Source organism: Nocardioides sp., from assembly GCF_036374615.1.
Lineage (GTDB): Bacteria > Actinomycetota > Actinomycetes > Propionibacteriales > Nocardioidaceae > Nocardioides.
In genome coordinates this window covers 1-17,324 of sequence record NZ_DASUTK010000178.1, presented here as the reverse complement: position 1 = coordinate 17,324, position 17,324 = coordinate 1, and the positions used below count along the sequence as shown (strand labels likewise).

Sequence of the window (17,324 nt, the reverse complement as noted above, 5' to 3'; positions counted from 1 at the left end):
GCTGGGGGTTCGGTCGCACTCGCCTGGCAGAGCAGCAACAGCCGGCGCAACCCGGCCGTGGAGCCGCCCGTCCGCGACAGCTCCGGGGCCGAGGACCCGGGCGGCTCCGGTGGCGCGGGCGGTGGCGGCAGGACCGGAGGCGGCTCCGGCGGCGGCTCTGCCGGTGGTGGATCCAGCGACGGGCCGCAGTCCTCGCCCCCGTCGGCGAGCGAGTCGCCGACCAGCGACGCGCCGAGCCCGGGCGACGACAAGCAGGCCGGGAAGCCTGACCGCGACCGTGGGGACGCTGCGAAGCGCGACCGCCCGCGCGAGCAGAAGAGCCAGACCGCGGAGCCGACGGATGCCGCCACGGTGTCGCCCGACCCCGTCACGGAGGACGAGGTGGCGACCACCTCCCAGCCCGTGACGGACGGCGGGCTTCCGCTGTGGCTGGTCGGCCTGGCCGCGGCGTGCCTGCTCGCGGTGGGCGCAGTCGTGGCCGTCGTACGACGCAACGCAGCGCGCGGCGCGTGAGCGGGAGGCTGCCCCGAGATCTCCATCCGGTCGCCTGGTGGACCTGGGCGGTCGGGCTGGCGGCGGGGGCGTCGCTGTCCACCAATCCGGTGTGGATGGTGATGCTCGTAGGGGCAGCCACCGTCGTGGTGCTGGCGCGCCGGTCCGACCAGCCGTGGGCACGGTCGTTCCGGCTCTACTGCCTGCTGGCGCTGGTGATCGTGGTGCTGCGGGTCGTCTTCCGGATCGTCTTCGGGGGAGGAGTCGGCGACACGGTCCTGGTCGAGCTGCCGGAGATCCCGCTGCCCGGCTTCGTGATGGGGATCCAGCTGTTCGGCGACATCACGCTCGAGAGCCTGCTCGCCGGGTTGTACGACGGACTGCGGCTCGCCGCGATCGTCATCTGCATCGGCGCGGCCAACTCCCTGGCCAACCCGAAGCGGCTGCTGAAGTCCCTCCCGCCGGCGCTCTACGAGATCGGCACCGCGATGGTGATCGCGGTGACGATGGTGCCGCAGCTGGCCGACAGCGTCCGACGGGTGCGCCGTGCGCAAGCTCTGCGCGGCGGAGCGTCGGGGAGGGTCAGCCGGCTGCGCCGCGTCCTCGTGCCGGTGCTGGAGGACGCCTTCGACCGCTCGCTGCGCCTCGCGGCAGGCATGGACACCCGTGGCTACGGCCGCAGCGGCGACGCCACGCCACGGCAGCGCCGGCTCACCGGGGCCTTGATGCTCGCCGGCCTCTGCGGGATCTGCCTGGGCAGCTATCTCGGCCTCGACCAGTCGACGGCCCTCCCGGTCTCGTGGGGCAGGCCGCTGCTCCTGGGCGGCCTGGCGGTCGCGATCGGCGGGATCGTGGCGGCGGGCCGGCGGGTCCACCGCAGCCGCTACCGGCCCGACCCGTGGCGCTGGCCCGAGCTGTCGGTGATCGCGTGCGGCCTCGCGGTCGCGGTCGCCGCCCAGCGGATCACCCAGGTGAGCCCGACGATCGCGTACCCGCCGCTCACCGCGGTCCCCACGCTCGATGTCCTCGCGCTGGTAGCCGTTGCAGTCGCGGTGCTGCCGGCGGTGCTGGCGCCACCGCCGACGATGGGGCTGGTGGTGAAGTCGTGATCGAGCTCCGCGGCATCCGCTTCTCGTACGACGAGCGGGCGGTCCTCGACGCCGTGGACCTCCACCTCGACGAGGGCGAGCTGGTGGTGGTCTCCGGTCGTACCGGCAGCGGCAAGTCGACCCTGCTGGGAGTGGTGACCGGACTCGTGCCGCGCTTCAGCGGCGGAGTGCTGCAGGGCGACGTCCGGCTCGACGGGGAGTCGATCCTGGACGTGCCGCCGCGCGACCGCGCCCACGTGATCGGCCACGTCGGCCAGGATCCCGCATCCGGGTTCGTGACCGACACGGTCGAGGAGGAGCTCGCCTTCGGGATGGAGCAGCTCGGGCTCCCTGCAGAGACGATGCGGCGACGGGTGGAGGAGACGCTGGACCTGCTCGGCGTGGCGGAGCTGCGCTCCCGGGACCTCCGCACGCTCTCGGGGGGTCAGCAGCAGCGGGTCGCGCTCGGCGCCGTGCTCACGATGCACCCGCGGCTGCTGGTGCTGGACGAGCCCACGTCGGCGCTCGACCCGACCGCGGCCGAGGAGGTGCTGGCGACGCTCACCCGGCTCGTGCACGACCTCGGGGTCTCGGTGCTGATGGCGGAGCACCGGCTCGAGCGGGTCGTGCCGTTCGCGGATCGGATGGCGCTGCTCGACGGCCGCGGTGGGCTGGACGCGGGTCCGGCGCGCGAGGTGCTCGCCGTGTCGCCGGTGGTGCCGCCGCTGATCGAGCTCGGCCGGCTGGCCGGGTGGGAGCCACTGCCGCTGAGCGTCCGCGACGCACGGCGGCAGAGCACGGACCTCCGGCGACGGCTGGGCGACCCACCGGTACAGGTACAGGACCTGGAGCCGAGCGCCGAACCCGTGCTCGTCGCGAGGCGGGTGACGGTCCGACATGGTCGGACGGTGGCGGTGCGCGAGGTCGACCTGCGCCTCGAGCGCGGGGTGGTGACCGGCCTGATGGGACGCAACGGGTCAGGGAAGTCGTCCCTGATCTGGGCGATGCAGGGCACCGGTCGCCGCACCGACGGCTCGGTCTCCGTCGCGGGCCAGGACCCCGCCGATCTGGACGCCGCCGGGCGTCGGGCGGTCGTGGGACTCGTGCCGCAGACCCCCGCCGACCTGCTCTACCTCGAGACCGTCGCCGAGGAGTGTGGATCGGCGGACGAGTCCGCAGCGGCCGAGCCCGGCCGCTGCCGGGCACTGCTCGACCGGTTCGCCCCGGGCATCCCTGACGACCAGCACCCCCGCGACCTGTCCGAGGGCCAGCGGTTGTCGCTCGTGCTCGCGGTCGTGCTCACCGGCCGGCCGCCGGTGCTGCTGCTGGACGAGCCCACCCGCGGCCTCGACTACGAAGCGAAGGCGCAGCTCGCCGACGTGCTGAACGGTCTGGCCGAGGAGGGCTGTGCCGTGCTGGTCGCGAGCCACGACGTCGAGTTCATGGCGCAGGTGGCGCAGCGGGTCGTGGTGCTCGCCGAGGGCGAGGTGGTCTCGGCCGGTCCCGTCCACCGCGTGCTGCCGGAGTCGCCCGGCTTCGCGCCGCAGATCACGAAGGTGCTCGGCGCGCCGTGGCTGCGCGTCGACGAGGTGGCCGCAGCACTGGGGCCTGAGCGATGAGCGACGTCGCACGCGTCGCGGTCCCGCTGCGGCTGCGATCCACGATGGTCCTCGGCGTTGCCTCCGCCACCGGCCTGGTGATGCTCGGCTGGCCGTTGCTCGTCGACGTCGCACCGCAGCAGCAGCTCCAGCCGCCGTTCTTCTTCCTGGCACTGCTGCCGCTGGTGGTCCTGGTCGTCCTCGCCGAGGTCAGCGAGGGCGGCATGGACTCCCGCGTGCTGGCTCTGCTCGGCGTGCTCAGCGCCGCGAACGCCCTGCTCCGGCTGCTCGGCGCCGGCACCGCCGGGATCGAGCTGGTCTTCTTCCTGCTGATCCTGGCGGGACGAGTGTTCGGCCCCGGCTTCGGTTTCGTGCTCGGCTGTACGTCGTTGTTCGCGTCGGCGCTGCTCACCGCAGGCGTCGGGCCGTGGTTGCCGTACCAGATGATCGTCGCGGCCTGGGTGGGCATGGGCGCCGGGATGCTCCCTCGCAAGGTCGGCGGCCGCAAGGAGATCGTGATGCTCGTCGGGTACGCCGTCGTCGCGGCATACGGCTACGGGATCCTGATGAACCTCTCCGGCTGGCCGTACGCGCTGGGCATCGCCGTGCCCGGCTACGAGGGCGAGCTGTCGTTCGTGCCAGGCGACCCGCTGAGTGAGAACCTCCAGCGGTTCATCGTCTACACCCTGGTGACGTCGACCGCCACCTGGGACACCGGCCGAGCCATCACCACCTCGCTGGCGGTGATCGTGCTCGGACCGTCGATCCTGACGACGCTGCGGCGCGCCGCCCGCCGGGCGGTCGTCGCTCCGCTGCCCGGCACCAGCGGGTGAGTCAACCGGGGTCGACCACGAGGATCCGGTCGTCGGTCGCGGCAGGCTCTCCGCGACCGTCGCGGTTGGACGTCGTCACCCAGAGCATGCCGTCCGGAGCGACCGCCACCGTGCGCAGCCGCCCGTACTCGCCCACGAAGAAGTCGCGGACCGGGCCGACCTCGCCGTCGTCGACGCCGATCCGCCACAGCCGGGTGCCCCGCAGGGCGGCGAGCCACAGCTGCCCGTCGGCGTACGCCAGGCCCGATGGCGACGCCTCGTCAGTGCTCCAGACGACCCGTGGGTTCACGAAGTCGCTCGAGCCGGCTCGGCCCTCCGCCTCCGGCCAGCCGTAGTTCGACCCCGGCCGGATGAGATTGAGCTCGTCGTACGTCGACTGCCCGAACTCGCTGGCCCACAGGTGGTCCTGATCGTCGAAGGCCAAGCCCTGGACGTTGCGGTGCCCGAGGCTCCAGACGGGGGAGCTCGGGTCGGGGTTGCCAGGCGCGGGCTCGCCGTCGGAGGTGATCCGCAGGATCTTGCCGCCGAGGGATGCAGGGTCCTGGGAGAGCTCTCCCACGCCGGTCTCGCCGGTAGAGGCGTACAGGAAGCCGTCCGGCCCGAACGCGAGCCGGCCGCCGTCGTGGATGAACCCGTTCGGGATCCCGGTGAGCACCGCAGTGGCCTCCCCGAGCCGGTCGTCCTCGTCCAGGCGAGCGCGCAGGATCCGGTTGTCCTCGGAGGTGCTCACGTAGAAGTAGAGGAGCCGGTCCTCGTCGAAGTCGGGCGACACCGCAACGCCGAGCAGACCGGCCTCGCCCTGCGGCGCCGCCTGCTCGAGCCGACCCACCTCCTCGACCCGTGTCGACTCGGGCGCCTCCGGGTCCACGAGCAGCACGGTGCGTTCGTCCCGCTCGGTCACGACGGCCCGGCCGTCGGGCAGGAACGCGAGCCCCCAGGGCACCGCCAGCCCGGTGGCGGCCTCGCCCACGACCTGCGGGGCACGGGAGGGTACGGCGCCGTCGGTCTCCTCGGCCTCGGCGGTCTCGTCGGTCTCGTCGGGGTCGGTCTCATCGGACGGCGACGCGGTCACCGTCGCGGGACCTGGGCCGGCGTCGGGGTCCTCGCCGCAGCCGGCGAGGACGAGGAGGACTGCTCCCAGGACGACCAGCCGGCGCATGGCTCAGCCGACCCGCTCCACGAACTCCAGGAGCAGCGCATGCACCTCGTCGGGGCGCTCCATCTGGATGAAGTGGGAGCCCAGCAGCTCGACGTACGTCGCGTCGTCGAGCCGCTCGGCCGCGGTGTGCATGTCGCGCGCGCCGGCCATCACGTCGTAGGTCCCGGCGACGAAGCAGGCGGGCACCGTGATTCGGCTCAGGCTGACCCGAGCGTGCTCGGAGGCCGACAGCACCAGGTGGAAGTACCAGCCGACGGGGGTGCTGAGGAACTCGCGGACCGCGGCTGCGGCCAGGTCGCGGTCCGCCACCGGGAACATGAACCCGGTCTGCTCCAGGGCGGCGATCGTGCGGCGGCCCACCGGAAGGCGTGAGGTGAACGGCGTGAGCGCCCACCCGCTGTACTTCATGATGCGGGCGAAGCTCACGGTCGCAGCGCGAGCGACGGCGTGCGGCACGTGGAAGGGGCCGAGCATCGTCGCAAACGTGTCTCCGGGCACACCGGCGACCGCGAACAGCCCCGACACGCGCTCGGGGTGGGAGAGCGCGAGCTCGAACATGGTGTTGACGCCCATCGACCAGCCCATCAGGACGGCGCGGTCGACGCCGAAGTGGTCCATCACCGACAGCGCGTCCTCGACGAGCTCCTCGATCCGGACCCGGCTGCGGTCGGCCGGGCGGTCGGAGCCGCCCGTGCCCCGGTGGTTCCAGCTGACGACGCGCAGGCCGCAGTCGGGGTCGAGCAGCGCCGGCCAGGCCCAGGCATTGGTGCCGAGGCCGTTGCACAGCACCACCGTCGGTCCGTCGATGCTCCCGTCAGGGTCGTTGGTCCACACCCGTAGCCGGGTGCCGTCGTCGGAGAGGATCTCGTCGAACGCCAGCCGGGCGTGGGTGGAGGTCGTCGTGAGAGGCGCGCTCATGGCCCGATTCTGCAGCACGGTTCCCCGCGCCTCGCGGTGCCACGGCCGTCCGCTCTGCTCTGCTGCCGGCCCCTGGAGACTCAGGCAGGCAGGAGAGAGCCGTGCCCGAGGAACAGCTCGAGCGAGCTCATGAGGTCGCCCGACACGGCGTACCGCACGACGCGGAAGCGGCGGTTCCGGCCGTCGATCGTGAGCCTCAGCCGACTGCCGGAGAGGGCGGCCGAGTCGATCTGGTCCCACGCGAACAGCGTGGCCCGCCGGTCGTCGAGGAGCCGGTCGATCGGCAGCGATGCGACGTGGAGCGTCGCGGTCCGGTACCCGTCCGCGCTGCGGTGCCGGAAGGCGGCGCGGACCCCTTCGACCAGTCCGAGACGCTTGATGATCAGGCCGCAGTCGGAGACGACCAGGACGCGCGTCCGGCGCCAGTGCACGCAGGCGGCGACCGACAGCACTTCGGGCTCGACCTCGTCGGCATCGGTGACGGTGCGCCCGGTCGCGTCGAAGGAGACCGAGGTCGGTACTCCCTCGTCCTCCAGTGCCCTGATGAGCAGCTCCGCCGACTCGCGGTCGACCGCCTCCGCCACCAGTGCCGCGACGTCCACCTCATGCCCGTCCTCTCCGACCAGCGCCCCGGTGCGGTCCCAGTCGATGGTGAACCGTGCGTCGCAGTGGTCGATGAGAGCGGCCGAGACGGCGTGGCTCACGAGGTCGCGAGCGGCAGCCGTGATCTGTTCCGAGTCGGCGTCGTCGGGAACGACGGACGCCACCAACGACCGACCGTCGCCTCGGCCCAGGGCCGAGATGGCGTCCTGAAGACTGGGCGCACGCCCTCCGGCCTCCCGCGTGGCACGGGCAAGCAACGACGCGTGGGCCCGTGCCTGCTCGGCTCCAGCCGTCTCGGCGATCCACTCCCACGGTCGCACGTCCATCGGGGAGTCCGCGAAGAGCTCGGACTCCAGCTCGTGCAGGACCGCCTCCGGCCCCACGAGCAGGTCGACGGCGGAAGTCCCGTCGTCGGTGACACCGTCGGCGGGGAGCGCCTCGAAGAACTCGACCCTGCCCCTCAGGGTCGGGTGCGTGTCGTACGGGCTCTGCTCCTCTTCCGGGAGGTCGTGCCGGAGCCGCCGCAGCGCCCGCTGTCGCTGCGGGCTCGCGAGAAGCTCGGCGAACCCGATGAAGAACGCGTCCGGCCGGACACCTTCCACGGGGAAGGCGTAGCGCTTGAGGAAGTAGTCCCAGATGGAGTCCAGGGCCGGCAGCTCACGCAGGGCGCCTGCCGACGGGTCGCGGCCCGCCACCCGGGAGGACCAGCGGTCCGCCTCGAGCTCCTGGCGGCGGGTGACCGAGTGCGTCAGGCGCAGGTACAGCCGGCCGTACGCATCGAACACCTTGCCCGTCCACGACGTGGGGCCGAGCTCGTCGACGATGTGCCCCAATGTCACTTGTCCCCGGTAGGCGATCGGAGCGAGCGCCGTGTGCCGGTGGCTGAAGTGACCCATCTCGTGCGCCAGCACGGCGCGCAGCTGCCGCCGCGTGAGCCCGAGGACGAGCGGCGCGCCGACGGTCATCACCCGTCGGCCACCGATCAGGCCCAGGAACCGGGACTGCTCCCACACGGACGCGTTGACCTCCGCGACCAGCCGGATCTCGTCGGGGGCGCGGGTGCCGACCGCCTCGGCGATCTCGTGCACCTCAGACCACAGCTCCGGCTGGTCCTGTGCGCTGACGACCAGCCCGCTGGGCTCACCGTCGGGCAGCCGTGTCACCGCCCAGAACGCGCGGCCCAGCCCGAGCAGCAGGAACGCCGCGAGGATCAGTGCCTTGCCGAGCGCGAAGCCGCCGAGGCCGTGCGACACGGCCTGGTACAGCACGAAGCCGGTCAGACCGACCACGCCTACGGCCAGCACGTAGACGCCGAGCAGCAGCAGCACGGACAATGCGGCGCGCGCGATCAGCGTCACGGGGACCTCCGGGGGCAGATGGACCGGTCCAGTGTGGGCGAATCACCCCCTCGCCGTACGACGAATCGGCGAACTGTCGCCCGACTGTCAGTCCGGCACGGGGTCCGTGATCACCCTGCCGGACCGGGTCGCCCCGACCGACGCCACCACGACGCATGCCACCGCGAGCCACTGCCAGCCGGTGAGGAACTCGCCGAGCACCAGCATCGCGGTGAGTGCCGCGGCCGCCGGTTCCATGCTCATCAGGATCGAGAACACGGAGGGCCTGATGGTGCGGAGTGCCACCATCTCGACGCTGTACGGGATGACCGAGCTGAGGAGGCCGACCACGGCACCGAGTGCGAGTACACGCGGGTCGAGGAGCTCACTGGAGGAGCCGACGACGGCGAACGGTGCGAGCAGCAGGGCGGCCACGATGCTCGCGACCGCAAGCCCGTCGAGGCCGGGCCAACGGGTGCCCGTCCGCGCGCTCAGCAGGATGTACGCAGCCCACATGGCCCCTGCCAGGAGGGCGAACAGCACGCCCGCCAGGGTCACCTCACCCGGCTGCAGCCCGAGGAGCAGGATCCCCACGGCTGCGAGCGTCACCCACACCAGGTCGCGGGCGCGGCGTGACAGCACCACTGCGAGGGCGAGCGGCCCGATGAACTCGATGGTCACCGCGATCCCGAGGGGGATCCGTGACATCGACTGGTAGAAGGACCAGTTCATGACGCCGAGGGTCACGCCGAAGGTGATCGCCACGTACCAGTCCGCGCGCGAACGGCCTCGAAAGACGGGCCGGGCGATGAGGCCCACCACCACCGCGGCGGTGGCCATCCGCAGCCACACCATGCCGGTCGGCGAGACGACGCTGAAGAGGTCCTTCGCGAAGGCTGCCCCGAGCTGGACCGAGAGGATCCCCAGCAGTACCAACCACACGGGGGAAACGCGGGCGGGCAGGCCGGTCAGTGCTCCTCCTCGGACTCCTCTCCCAGCCGCGCCAGGAGTCGCCGGGCGATCCGGATCTCGCTGTCGAAGTGTGCCAGCCCCCACTCGGCGACCAGGGAGGGATGGTGGAACGGCTGGCCGGGCGCGTCCTCGCCCGTCAGACCCGTCCGCACCTCCCGGAGGTCGCTCCTGGCCGCACGCACCTCGTCGACGTACCGCTCCAGCATCGCCCGCAGCGAGGCGACGTCGCTCAGGTGCCCGATCATCAGCCGCAGCGCCACCGGGTGCTTGAAGACGGGGAAGCCGGCGGGGCTCTCGCGCAGCCAGCGCTCGAGCGTGCGGCGGCCCTGGGCACTGATGGTGTAAGTGGTGCCGCGCCCCTGTCCGCGTCGTCGGACCAGGCCGGCATCGGTGAGACGGGTCAGCTCGGAGTAGACCTGGCTCATCGCGGGCGACACCCAGTAGAAGCGCAACGTGAAGTCGGCGCGCTGCTTGAGCTCGTAGCCGGTCAGCTCGTCGCCGAACGTCAGCAGGCCGAGCAGCGCATAGGAGGTCACGGGGAGGTCTTGACTCATCTCGACACCAGACTAGTCTTCCAATTAGGAATAGACACCGTGTGAGAGCAGTCGTGGTGGAACACGGCATTGCCGCACGCGGACTCGCGCCGAGACCGCGCACTCTGAGGGGAGCTGGGCTGACGATGGCAGGGACACTGCTGATGGTGGGTACCCGCAAGGGACTCTGGATCGGACGGTCCGACGAGGCCCGTCGGGACTGGGAGTGGAGCGGTCCGCACTTCGAGATGCAGGGCGTCTACTCGGCTCTGGTCGACCGTCGGGGTGCCGAGCCACGGTTGTTCGCCGGCTCGTCGTCCAGCTGGTTCGGACCACAGGTCTACCGGTCCGACGACCTCGGTGGCACGTGGGACGAGACCCCCAACGGGGCCATCCGGTTCCCCGACGACACGGGAGCCACGCTGGCGTCCGTCTGGCAGCTGATGCCTGGGTCGCCGGCAGGTGACGACGCCGTCGTCTGGGCTGGCACCGAGCCGGGTGCGGTCTTCAAGTCGACCGACCGAGGTGAGAGCTTCGAGCTCGTGCGCGGGCTCTGGGACCACCCCCACCGGACGGAATGGGACGCCGGGTACGGCGGCCAGGCGTTCCACACCCTGCTGCCTCACCCGAAGGATCCCGACCGGCTGCTTGCGGCGATCTCCACCGGCGGCGTGTACGTCACCGAGGACGGAGGCGCGACCTGGGCTCCTTCGAACAAGGGCATCAAGGCGGAGTTCATGCCTGGCGAGCGCACCTACCCCGAGTTCGGGCAGTGCGTCCACAAGGTCGCCCGTGACGCCGCGAACCCCGAGCGGCTCTACCTCCAGAACCACGGCGGTGTCTACCGCTCCGACGACGGCGGTGCCTCGTGGAACGACATCGCGCCAGGGCTGCCGACCGAGTTCGGGTTCGCCATGGTGGCCCACCCCCGCCGCGCCGACACTGCCTTCTCCTTCCCGATCGCCGACGCCGGGGCGCGATGGCCGGTCGACGGGAGGGCGAGGGTCGCGCGCACCACCGACGCGGGGGAGTCGTGGTCACTGCTCGGTGAGGGCGATCTGCCCGACCAGTACTTCGCCGCCGTCATGCGCGACGCGATGTGCACCGACGACCACGAGACCGCCGGCCTGTACGTCGGCGGCCGCAACGGCTCGGTCTTCTGCTCGCCCGACGAGGGCGAGACCTGGAGCGAGATCCACCGCGACCTGCCCGACGTGCTGGTCGTGCGTGCAGCCGCGCTCGCTTGAGAGGATCCGCCCATGAGCTCCTTCGAGTTGTCCCGTTCCACCCACATCGACGCGCCACCGGAACGGGTGCGCCCGCTGCTCGAGGACTTCCGGGAGTGGCAGAAGTGGTCGCCGTGGGAGGGACTCGACCCGAACCTGAACCGCACGTTCACCGGCCCCGAGAAGGGGGTCGGCTCCCACTACCACTGGTCGGGCAACAAGCAGGCCGGTGAGGGAACGATGGAGATCACCAAGGCGGAGACTCAGCTCGTCGAGGTCGACCTACGGTTTCTCAAGCCGTTCAAGGCGACCAACGTGACCAGTTTCCACCTCGCGCCCGCAGGCGGCGGCACCGATGTGACGTGGGTGATGACCGGCGAGCGGAGCGCGATCATGTCGTTGATGGGCAAGCTCTACTTCGACAAGTCGATCGGCAAGGACTTCGAGAAGGGGCTGGCGTCGCTGAAGAAGGCTGCGGAGCCGCCCCGGTGAGATAGTCCGCCGCCGAAATCATCGTCCGAGGGTCGGAAGAGGTGATTTGGGCGGCGGAGTATCGGCCTAGGCTCGGGGGCATGACGCAGCCGCCGCCCGACGGAACGCAGGCGCCCGACATCAAGCCCCGTTCGCGCGACGTGACCGACGGACTGGAGCGGGCCGCGGCCCGCGGGATGCTGCGGGCGGTGGGCATGGGGGACGACGACTGGGAGAAGCCCCAGATCGGGGTGGCCTCCTCCTGGAACGAGATCACCCCCTGCAACCTCTCCCTCGACCGGCTCGCGAAGGCTGTCAAGAACGGCGTGCACGCAGGTGGCGGGTTCCCACTGGAGTTCGGCACCATCTCGGTCTCCGACGGGATCTCGATGGGGCACGAGGGGATGCACTTCTCGCTCGTGTCGCGCGAGGTGATCGCCGACTCGGTCGAGACCGTGATGATGGCGGAGCGGCTCGACGGATCGGTCTTGCTCGCGGGCTGCGACAAGTCACTGCCCGGCATGCTGATGGCCGCGGCCCGGCTCGACCTCGCCAGTGTCTTCCTGTACGCCGGCACGATCCTGCCCGGCAAGGTCGACGGTGAGGACGTCACGATCATCGACGCGTTCGAGGCAGTCGGGGCCTGCCTGGCGGGCAAGATCAGCCGCGAGCAGGTCGACAAGGTCGAGCGTGCGATCTGTCCCGGCGAGGGTGCCTGCGGCGGGGCGTACACCGCGAACACCATGGCCTCGGTCGCGGAGGCGCTCGGCATGAGCCTCCCGGGCAGCGCGGCTCCGCCAGCAGTGGACCGCCGACGCGACGGGTTCGCCCACAAGTCCGGCGAGGCCGTGGTCGAGATGCTGCGGAGGGGCATCACCGCCCGTCAGATCATGACCCGCGAGGCGTTCGAGAACGCGATCGCGGTCGCGATGGCGCTGGGTGGTTCGACCAACGCCGTGCTCCACCTGCTGGCCATCGCCCGTGAGGCCGACGTCGACCTGACGCTCGACGACTTCACGCGGATCGGCGAGAAGGTGCCGCACCTCGGTGACCTGAAGCCCTTCGGCAAGTACGTGTGGGTCGACTTCGACCGGGTCGGCGGCATCCCGATGCTGATGAAGCTGCTGCTCGACGCGGGGCTGCTCCATGGCGACGTCCTCACCGTGACCGGCAAGACGCTCGCGGAGAACCTCGCCGACATCGCTCCGCCGTCGGTCGACGACGAGGTGATCCGCGCACTTGACCGACCGATCCACCGCACCGGCGGTCTCACCATCCTGTCCGGCTCGCTCGCTCCCGAGGGTGCGGTCGTGAAGAGCGCCGGGTTCGACGACTCGACGTTCACCGGTACCGCGCGCGTGTTCGACGGCGAGCGGGCCGCTCTCGACGCGCTCGCAGCCGGCACGATCGCGGCGGGCGACGTCGTCGTGATCCGCTACGAGGGTCCGAAGGGCGGCCCGGGCATGCGCGAGATGCTCGCCATCACCGGTGCCATCAAGGGCGCCGGGCTCGGCAAGGACGTGCTGCTGATCACCGACGGCCGCTTCTCCGGCGGGACGACCGGCCTGTGTGTCGGGCACATCGCGCCCGAGGCGGTCGACGCCGGCCCGATCGCGTTCCTCCGCGACGGCGACGAGATCACCCTCGACGTCGCCAACCGGTCGCTCGACGTCGACCTGTCGGACGAGGAGCTGGCTGCCCGTCGCGAGGGATGGCAGCCGAACCCGCCCAAGTACACGCGCGGGGTGCTGGGCAAGTACGCCAAGGTCGTGCAGTCGGCGGCCCACGGCGCGGTCTGCGGCTGAGCGTCGGCTCCGCCGGTCAGGCGTGGATGTGCTCCTCCCAGTCCGCCGGGACCCGCCCCTCCGGGCCGGGGGAGGGCTGGTCCTCCGGGTGTGACGTCGGTGGGGCCAGGTCCGGCAGCGGCAGCACCCGCTCCCGTGCGTAGTCCCAGCCCCACTCCTCACTCGGCTCGAAGCTCTGCACCACCGGGTGCCCGGTCGCCCGGAAGTGGGCGGTGGCGTGCTGGCCCGGCGAGGAGTCGCAGCAGCCGACGTGCCCGCACTGCGCGCACCGCCGCAGATGCACCCACCAGCCAGCGGCCTCCTCGCACTCGGCGCAACCGGTGCCGCTGGGAGGGACCTCGGGGCGGACGTGTTCGCTGGTCATGACGGCAGTCTGCCCCAGGGGCCGAGCGCGGTCGGTTCAGGCAGGCCGGGACAGTGTCAGGCCGGGCTGCGTCGTACGACGGCGGCGGACCAGCCAGAAGCCGGCTGCGAGCAGCAGGCCCACGCCCAGCGCGAGCCCGCCGGCGGTCACGGGCGAGCTGCCCGGCGTGCTGTCGTCAGGCGGGAGGGCCGCCGCGGCCGCCGGCGCGGCCGCGTCGTCCTCCCCTGACGAGTCCGTCGGGTCCGCCGTGACCGGCACCGTGGCACCCAGCGTCACCATCGCAGCCTCGAGCGCGGCGCCGCCGTGCCACCAGCCACTGTTCAGTGCCTCGCCCCACAGGCGTTGATGCCGCGGCACGTGCGCCCAGGCCCCGCCCTCGGCGAACGGGTAGATGTGGCTGACCGCCATCACCCGGCTGGCCTGGTACCACGTCAGGACGTACCGCGGCCCGAGCTCGCCCTCGGTCACGTCGGGACCAGCCGTGAGCTGGCCGTCGCCGAAGATCCCGTAGATGCCGCTGACCTCTGACAGCGTGCCGAGGTCGACGTCGTCGGTGGGACGCGTCCAGTGGTCCACCTCGAGCTCCGAGATGCCGGGGCCGGTCACGGTCACCGAGGTGGCGCCCTTGGCGGATGCCGGCGCTGCCCCGGCGACGACGAGCGCGAGTGCGACGGCAAGCAGGGCTGGGATGACGAGTGGTCGCTTCATGCCCGTGGTACACCGCCGGGCGTCAGGAGGTTCCGGCCACCGAGCGAGCGATCATCACGGCCTCGTGGCGAGCAAGTCCGCTGACCTCGAGCCGAGACGTGACGCCCTCCCGTTCCCAGATCAGGGTCCGGCCCGCCAGCCGTGCGGTCGCGACGACGACCTCCTCGTCCCGGTCGACGTACATCAGGTCGTGCGGCCCGGGGATCCACCAGCCGATCGTCCCGTCCAGGGTCACCGCCTCGATGTCCAGGTCACCGATCTGTTTCTCGAACACCGGTCCCATGGAACCGTCGAACTGATCGAGGACGACAGCGCCGTCGCGCCACGACATGCTGATCACCCGTCCGTGGTCGATGACCGTCACCGACTCCGGCTCGCCGAGGACGCGCGGCGACGACAGCGCGAACGTGGCCGCCGCGGCCGCCCCCTCCAGGTCGGAGACCGTGGGGCTCGGCAGCGGTTCGTCGGGCGTGCGCGACGCGTCCGGCTCGTCGTCGGACACGACGATCCCGGCACGCTCGAGCAGGTCGGCTGCGAACGCGCGGACCTGGGGGGAGAAGCCGAGGGCGGCGACGACGGTGGCGAGGGCGGCGACGGCGAGAGTCCAGCGGCGTCGGGTGGGCGCTGGTTCGTCCAGCCGTTCCAGCACCGCGTCCGCCAGGTCGGGCCGGGTCGGTGGAGCGACCCGTTCCGCGACGGCGAGCAGCTCATCCTCGAGCATCGTCCACCTCCAGTCCCTCGGCTGCAGCGCTGAGCTCCGCGCGCAGCCGCCGCAGGGCGCGCGACGCCCGCGACTTCGCGGTCCCGCGGGGGATGCCCAGCGTCGTCGCCGTCTCCTGCTCGTTGAGGCCGAGGAACCACCGGCACAGCACCACGTCGCGCTCCTCGGTCCGCAGCGACCGGACGGCGGCAAGCACCGCTCGGTCGCGCTCGGCGGCCTCGGCGCCTGCCGTCGGGTCGACCGACCCGGGCAGCTCCAGCGCCCGCAGGGCACGGGCAGCACGTCGCTTGCGCGAGCGGACCTCGTTGCGGGTCTGGTTCGCGACGATCCGCAGCAGCCACGGTCGGAACGGCGCATCGCCCCGGAACCGGCCGATCGCACGCCACGCCTTCACGAACGCCTCCTGCACCACGTCGTCAGTGTCCGGACCCGCTCCGAACCACGCGGCAGCCCGGGTCGCGGCAGCACCGTGCCGGGCCACCAGTCGCGCGAACGCGTCCCGGTCGCCGGCTTGCGCGAGGCGCACGTCCGCGCGATCCTGCTCGCGCGGGTCGTCCCCCCTGGTCGCGTGGGTCTCGGCCGTCGTGGTCTCCTGGATCCTCGTGCCCGTCCTACACCGCTGGTGTGACTTCGGTTCCCACGAACGATCGCATGCACGACGTCAACGGGGCCCGGACGCACGTCCGGGCCCCGTCGACGGGCGGTCCAGGGCGATCGTCAGAGGCCGAGGCCGAGCCGCCCGAGGATGCGGTTGAGCAGGCGGACCAGACGCCCGAGAACGCCGGACAGTCCTCCGTCCAAGAGCCCGACGACCGCGCACAACAGGTTTCCGAGCAGGTTCCCCGCGCCCGAGACCGCGACGATGTTGAGCACGACCCGGTTCAGGTGCACCTGGAGACCGAGCAGGTCGAGGTCGAGCGGCCCGAGCACGAGGTTCAGCACGTCGCACTCCGCTGCCGCGGCCGAGGCTCGGGCGGCCGTCGTGGCGGGCGCGCCGTTGATCCTCTTCACGCGCATCTTGCGCATCACACCGAAGGTGCTGGTGGTCCCGTTCTTGTTGTGGACGACACCTTGCACCAGCCCGCGGACGAAGACCTTGCCGTTGCGCTTGGAGAAGCTGAGCGGGACGAACGTGCCCGTCACGCTGCGATCGTTCCCAGTCGTACCTCGGACCCGCGAGCTGAGCTTGCCCAGACCGTTGTGCGCGACGGACCCCTTCGCCGAGGCGGTCGGCGCGCTGGTCGCGCTGGTCGCGCTGGTCGCGGTCCCTCCCCAGGCCACGGCCATCGTCGCGGTGACGACCAGTGAGACGATCAGCGCAAGTGGCCCAGCCACGCGCTTGTTTCTGAGATTCATCATGGTGAGTTCCCTCCGTGGAAACCGGTCCAGACGACCGGTGCCTCCTCGCCCGAGTTGGTGGGAAGGCGCGTTCGACGCTAGGTGGGCCCACCGCTCAGGGTCACACCCTCAAGGGCGAAACCACGGGAGTGGGGGAGCGTCCTCCCCCTGGCGACATGCTGTAGACAGGCAAAGTGAGCCCTGGAAACACCGCCGCGCGCGACGCCGCCGACCCGCTGGCCGGCTACCGCGACCGGTTCGTCGGCACCGAGACCGACCTCGTGTACTTCGACGGCAACTCGCTCGGGCGGCCGTTGAAGGCCAGCGTCGAGTCGCTCGCCGGACTCGTCAACGGCGAGTGGGGCGGACGGCTGATCCGGGCGTGGGACGAAGGTTGGATGGACCTGCCGCTGACCGTGGGAGACGATCTGGCGCGGGTCGTGCTCGGAGCGGCGCCGGGCCAGGTCACGATCGGCGACTCGACGACCGTGCTGCTCTACAAGGCGATGCGTGCCGCCGTCGCCGCTCGGCCGGACCGGAACGAGATCGTGCTCGACCGCGACAACTTCCCGACCGACCGGTACGTCGCAGCGGGCGTCGCTCAGGAGTGCGGGCTGACCCTCCGCTGGATCGACGTGGACCCGGCCGGCGGCGTCACGGTCGACCAGGTCGCCGAAGCGGTGGGTGACCAGACGGCGTTGGTCGTCCTCAGCCACGTCGCCTACCGGTCGGCGTGGATCGCCGACGGTCCCGCCATCACCGCCCTCGTCCACGACGCGGGTGCGCTCGTGCTGTGGGACCTGTCGCACTCGGGCGGGTCGGTGCCGTTGGCGCTCGACGACTGGGGTGCCGACCTGGCGGTCGGCTGCACCTACAAGTACCTCAACGGTGGCCCGGGCTCGCCGGCCTACCTCTACGTCGCGCGACGCCACCTCGAGACGTTCACTCAGCCGATCCAGGGCTGGATCGGTGCGGCCGACCCGTTCCTCATGGGACCGACCTACTCGCCGGCGGCCGGCGTGCGCCGGTTCCAGTCCGGCACCCCGCCGGTCCTCGCGATGCTCCCGCTGCGCGACATGGTCGCCCTGATCGAGGAGGTCGGGATCGAAGCCGTCCGGGAGAAGTCGATGGGGCTCACGGCGTACGCCGTCGAGCTGG

18 protein-coding genes are annotated in these 17,324 nt (G+C 71.7%); 8 read left to right on the top strand and 10 right to left on the bottom strand.

Features of this window, described 5'->3' with window-relative positions; genetic code table 11:
* The 4 genes from VFZ39_RS13965 to VFZ39_RS13950 all read left to right on the top strand — a co-directional run.
* Nucleotides 1–513 (top strand): hypothetical protein (locus VFZ39_RS13965; protein ID WP_330866381.1); only part of this gene is annotated, 513 nt, incomplete at its 5' end.
* Nucleotides 510–1,601 carry an energy-coupling factor transporter transmembrane component T gene (locus tag VFZ39_RS13960; RefSeq protein WP_330866380.1) on the top strand — a complete coding sequence of 364 codons (1,092 nt, stop codon included), beginning with the start codon at nt 510–512 and terminating at the stop codon, nt 1,599–1,601. The genes VFZ39_RS13965 and VFZ39_RS13960, both read left to right, overlap by 4 nt.
* A complete protein-coding gene (locus tag VFZ39_RS13955; protein ID WP_330866379.1) occupies nt 1,598–3,199 on the top strand; it encodes an ABC transporter ATP-binding protein in 1,602 nt (533 codons plus the stop codon). Before VFZ39_RS13960 ends, VFZ39_RS13955 begins: the two co-directional genes overlap by 4 nt.
* Nucleotides 3,196–4,011 carry an ECF transporter S component gene (locus VFZ39_RS13950; RefSeq protein ID WP_330866378.1) on the top strand — a complete coding sequence of 272 codons (816 nt, stop codon included), beginning with the start codon at nt 3,196–3,198 and terminating at the stop codon, nt 4,009–4,011. The genes VFZ39_RS13955 and VFZ39_RS13950 overlap by 4 nt, the downstream gene beginning before the upstream one ends.
* A 1-nt stretch (nt 4,012) precedes the next feature.
* Here the strand turns inward: VFZ39_RS13950 and VFZ39_RS13945 are convergent, their stop codons facing one another.
* From VFZ39_RS13945 to VFZ39_RS13925, 5 genes are all read right to left on the bottom strand, one after another.
* Entirely contained in the window at nt 4,013–5,170 is a 1,158-nt protein-coding gene (locus VFZ39_RS13945; protein WP_330866377.1) for a PQQ-dependent sugar dehydrogenase, read from the bottom strand.
* A 3-nt stretch (nt 5,171–5,173) separates the two neighbouring features.
* The gene (locus VFZ39_RS13940; protein ID WP_330866376.1) at nt 5,174–6,088 is read right to left on the bottom strand and encodes an alpha/beta hydrolase; all 915 of its coding nucleotides are present in this window, start codon (nt 6,086–6,088) and stop codon (nt 5,174–5,176) included.
* Nucleotides 6,089–6,168: 80 nt separating this feature from the next.
* Nucleotides 6,169–8,049 carry a M48 family metallopeptidase gene (locus VFZ39_RS13935; RefSeq protein ID WP_330866375.1) on the bottom strand — a complete coding sequence of 627 codons (1,881 nt, stop codon included), beginning with the start codon at nt 8,047–8,049 and terminating at the stop codon, nt 6,169–6,171.
* An 87-nt stretch (nt 8,050–8,136) separates the two neighbouring features.
* Nucleotides 8,137–8,970 (bottom strand): EamA family transporter, encoded by an 834-nt coding sequence (locus tag VFZ39_RS13930; protein WP_330866374.1) that lies wholly within the window; start codon nt 8,968–8,970, stop codon nt 8,137–8,139.
* Between the two features lie 26 nt (nt 8,971–8,996).
* A complete protein-coding gene (locus VFZ39_RS13925; protein ID WP_330866373.1) occupies nt 8,997–9,554 on the bottom strand; it encodes a hypothetical protein in 558 nt (185 codons plus the stop codon).
* Between the two features lie 125 nt (nt 9,555–9,679).
* Between VFZ39_RS13925 and VFZ39_RS13920 the strand changes: the two genes are divergently transcribed.
* The 3 genes from VFZ39_RS13920 (at nt 9,680) to ilvD (ending at nt 13,035) form a co-directional block, all read left to right on the top strand.
* The gene (locus VFZ39_RS13920) at nt 9,680–10,780 is read left to right on the top strand and encodes an exo-alpha-sialidase (RefSeq protein ID WP_330866372.1); all 1,101 of its coding nucleotides are present in this window, start codon (nt 9,680–9,682) and stop codon (nt 10,778–10,780) included.
* A gap of 12 nt (nt 10,781–10,792) precedes the next feature.
* A complete protein-coding gene (locus VFZ39_RS13915; RefSeq protein ID WP_330866371.1) occupies nt 10,793–11,251 on the top strand; it encodes an SRPBCC family protein in 459 nt (152 codons plus the stop codon).
* An 80-nt stretch (nt 11,252–11,331) separates the two neighbouring features.
* Nucleotides 11,332–13,035: a dihydroxy-acid dehydratase gene (ilvD, locus tag VFZ39_RS13910; RefSeq protein ID WP_330866370.1), complete on the top strand. Its 1,704-nt coding sequence runs from the start codon at nt 11,332–11,334 to the stop codon at nt 13,033–13,035.
* 16 nt (nt 13,036–13,051) lie between these two features.
* Here ilvD and VFZ39_RS13905 read toward each other — a convergent pair whose 3' ends face one another.
* The 5 genes from VFZ39_RS13905 to VFZ39_RS13885 all read right to left on the bottom strand — a co-directional run bounded on the left by VFZ39_RS13905 (nt 13,052) and on the right by VFZ39_RS13885 (nt 16,163).
* Nucleotides 13,052–13,399, bottom strand: a complete 348-nt coding sequence (locus VFZ39_RS13905) for a UBP-type zinc finger domain-containing protein (protein ID WP_330866369.1) — start codon at nt 13,397–13,399, stop codon at nt 13,052–13,054.
* A 36-nt stretch (nt 13,400–13,435) separates the two neighbouring features.
* Nucleotides 13,436–14,107 carry a hypothetical protein gene (locus VFZ39_RS13900; RefSeq protein WP_330866368.1) on the bottom strand — a complete coding sequence of 224 codons (672 nt, stop codon included), beginning with the start codon at nt 14,105–14,107 and terminating at the stop codon, nt 13,436–13,438.
* Between the two features lie 22 nt (nt 14,108–14,129).
* On the bottom strand, nt 14,130–14,828 hold the full coding sequence (locus VFZ39_RS13895; protein ID WP_330866367.1) for a hypothetical protein: 699 nt from the start codon (nt 14,826–14,828) through the stop codon (nt 14,130–14,132).
* Complete coding sequence (locus VFZ39_RS13890) at nt 14,815–15,354, bottom strand: sigma-70 family RNA polymerase sigma factor (RefSeq protein WP_330866366.1); 540 nt, start codon at nt 15,352–15,354, stop codon at nt 14,815–14,817. The genes VFZ39_RS13895 and VFZ39_RS13890 overlap by 14 nt, the downstream gene beginning before the upstream one ends.
* A gap of 191 nt (nt 15,355–15,545) precedes the next feature.
* Complete coding sequence (locus tag VFZ39_RS13885; protein WP_330866365.1) at nt 15,546–16,163, bottom strand: hypothetical protein; 618 nt, start codon at nt 16,161–16,163, stop codon at nt 15,546–15,548.
* A gap of 197 nt (nt 16,164–16,360) precedes the next feature.
* On the opposite strand from VFZ39_RS13885, the gene VFZ39_RS13880 reads away from it, so the two are divergent.
* A partial coding sequence (locus tag VFZ39_RS13880) for a kynureninase (RefSeq protein ID WP_330866364.1) occupies nt 16,361–17,324 on the top strand: 964 nt, incomplete at its 3' end.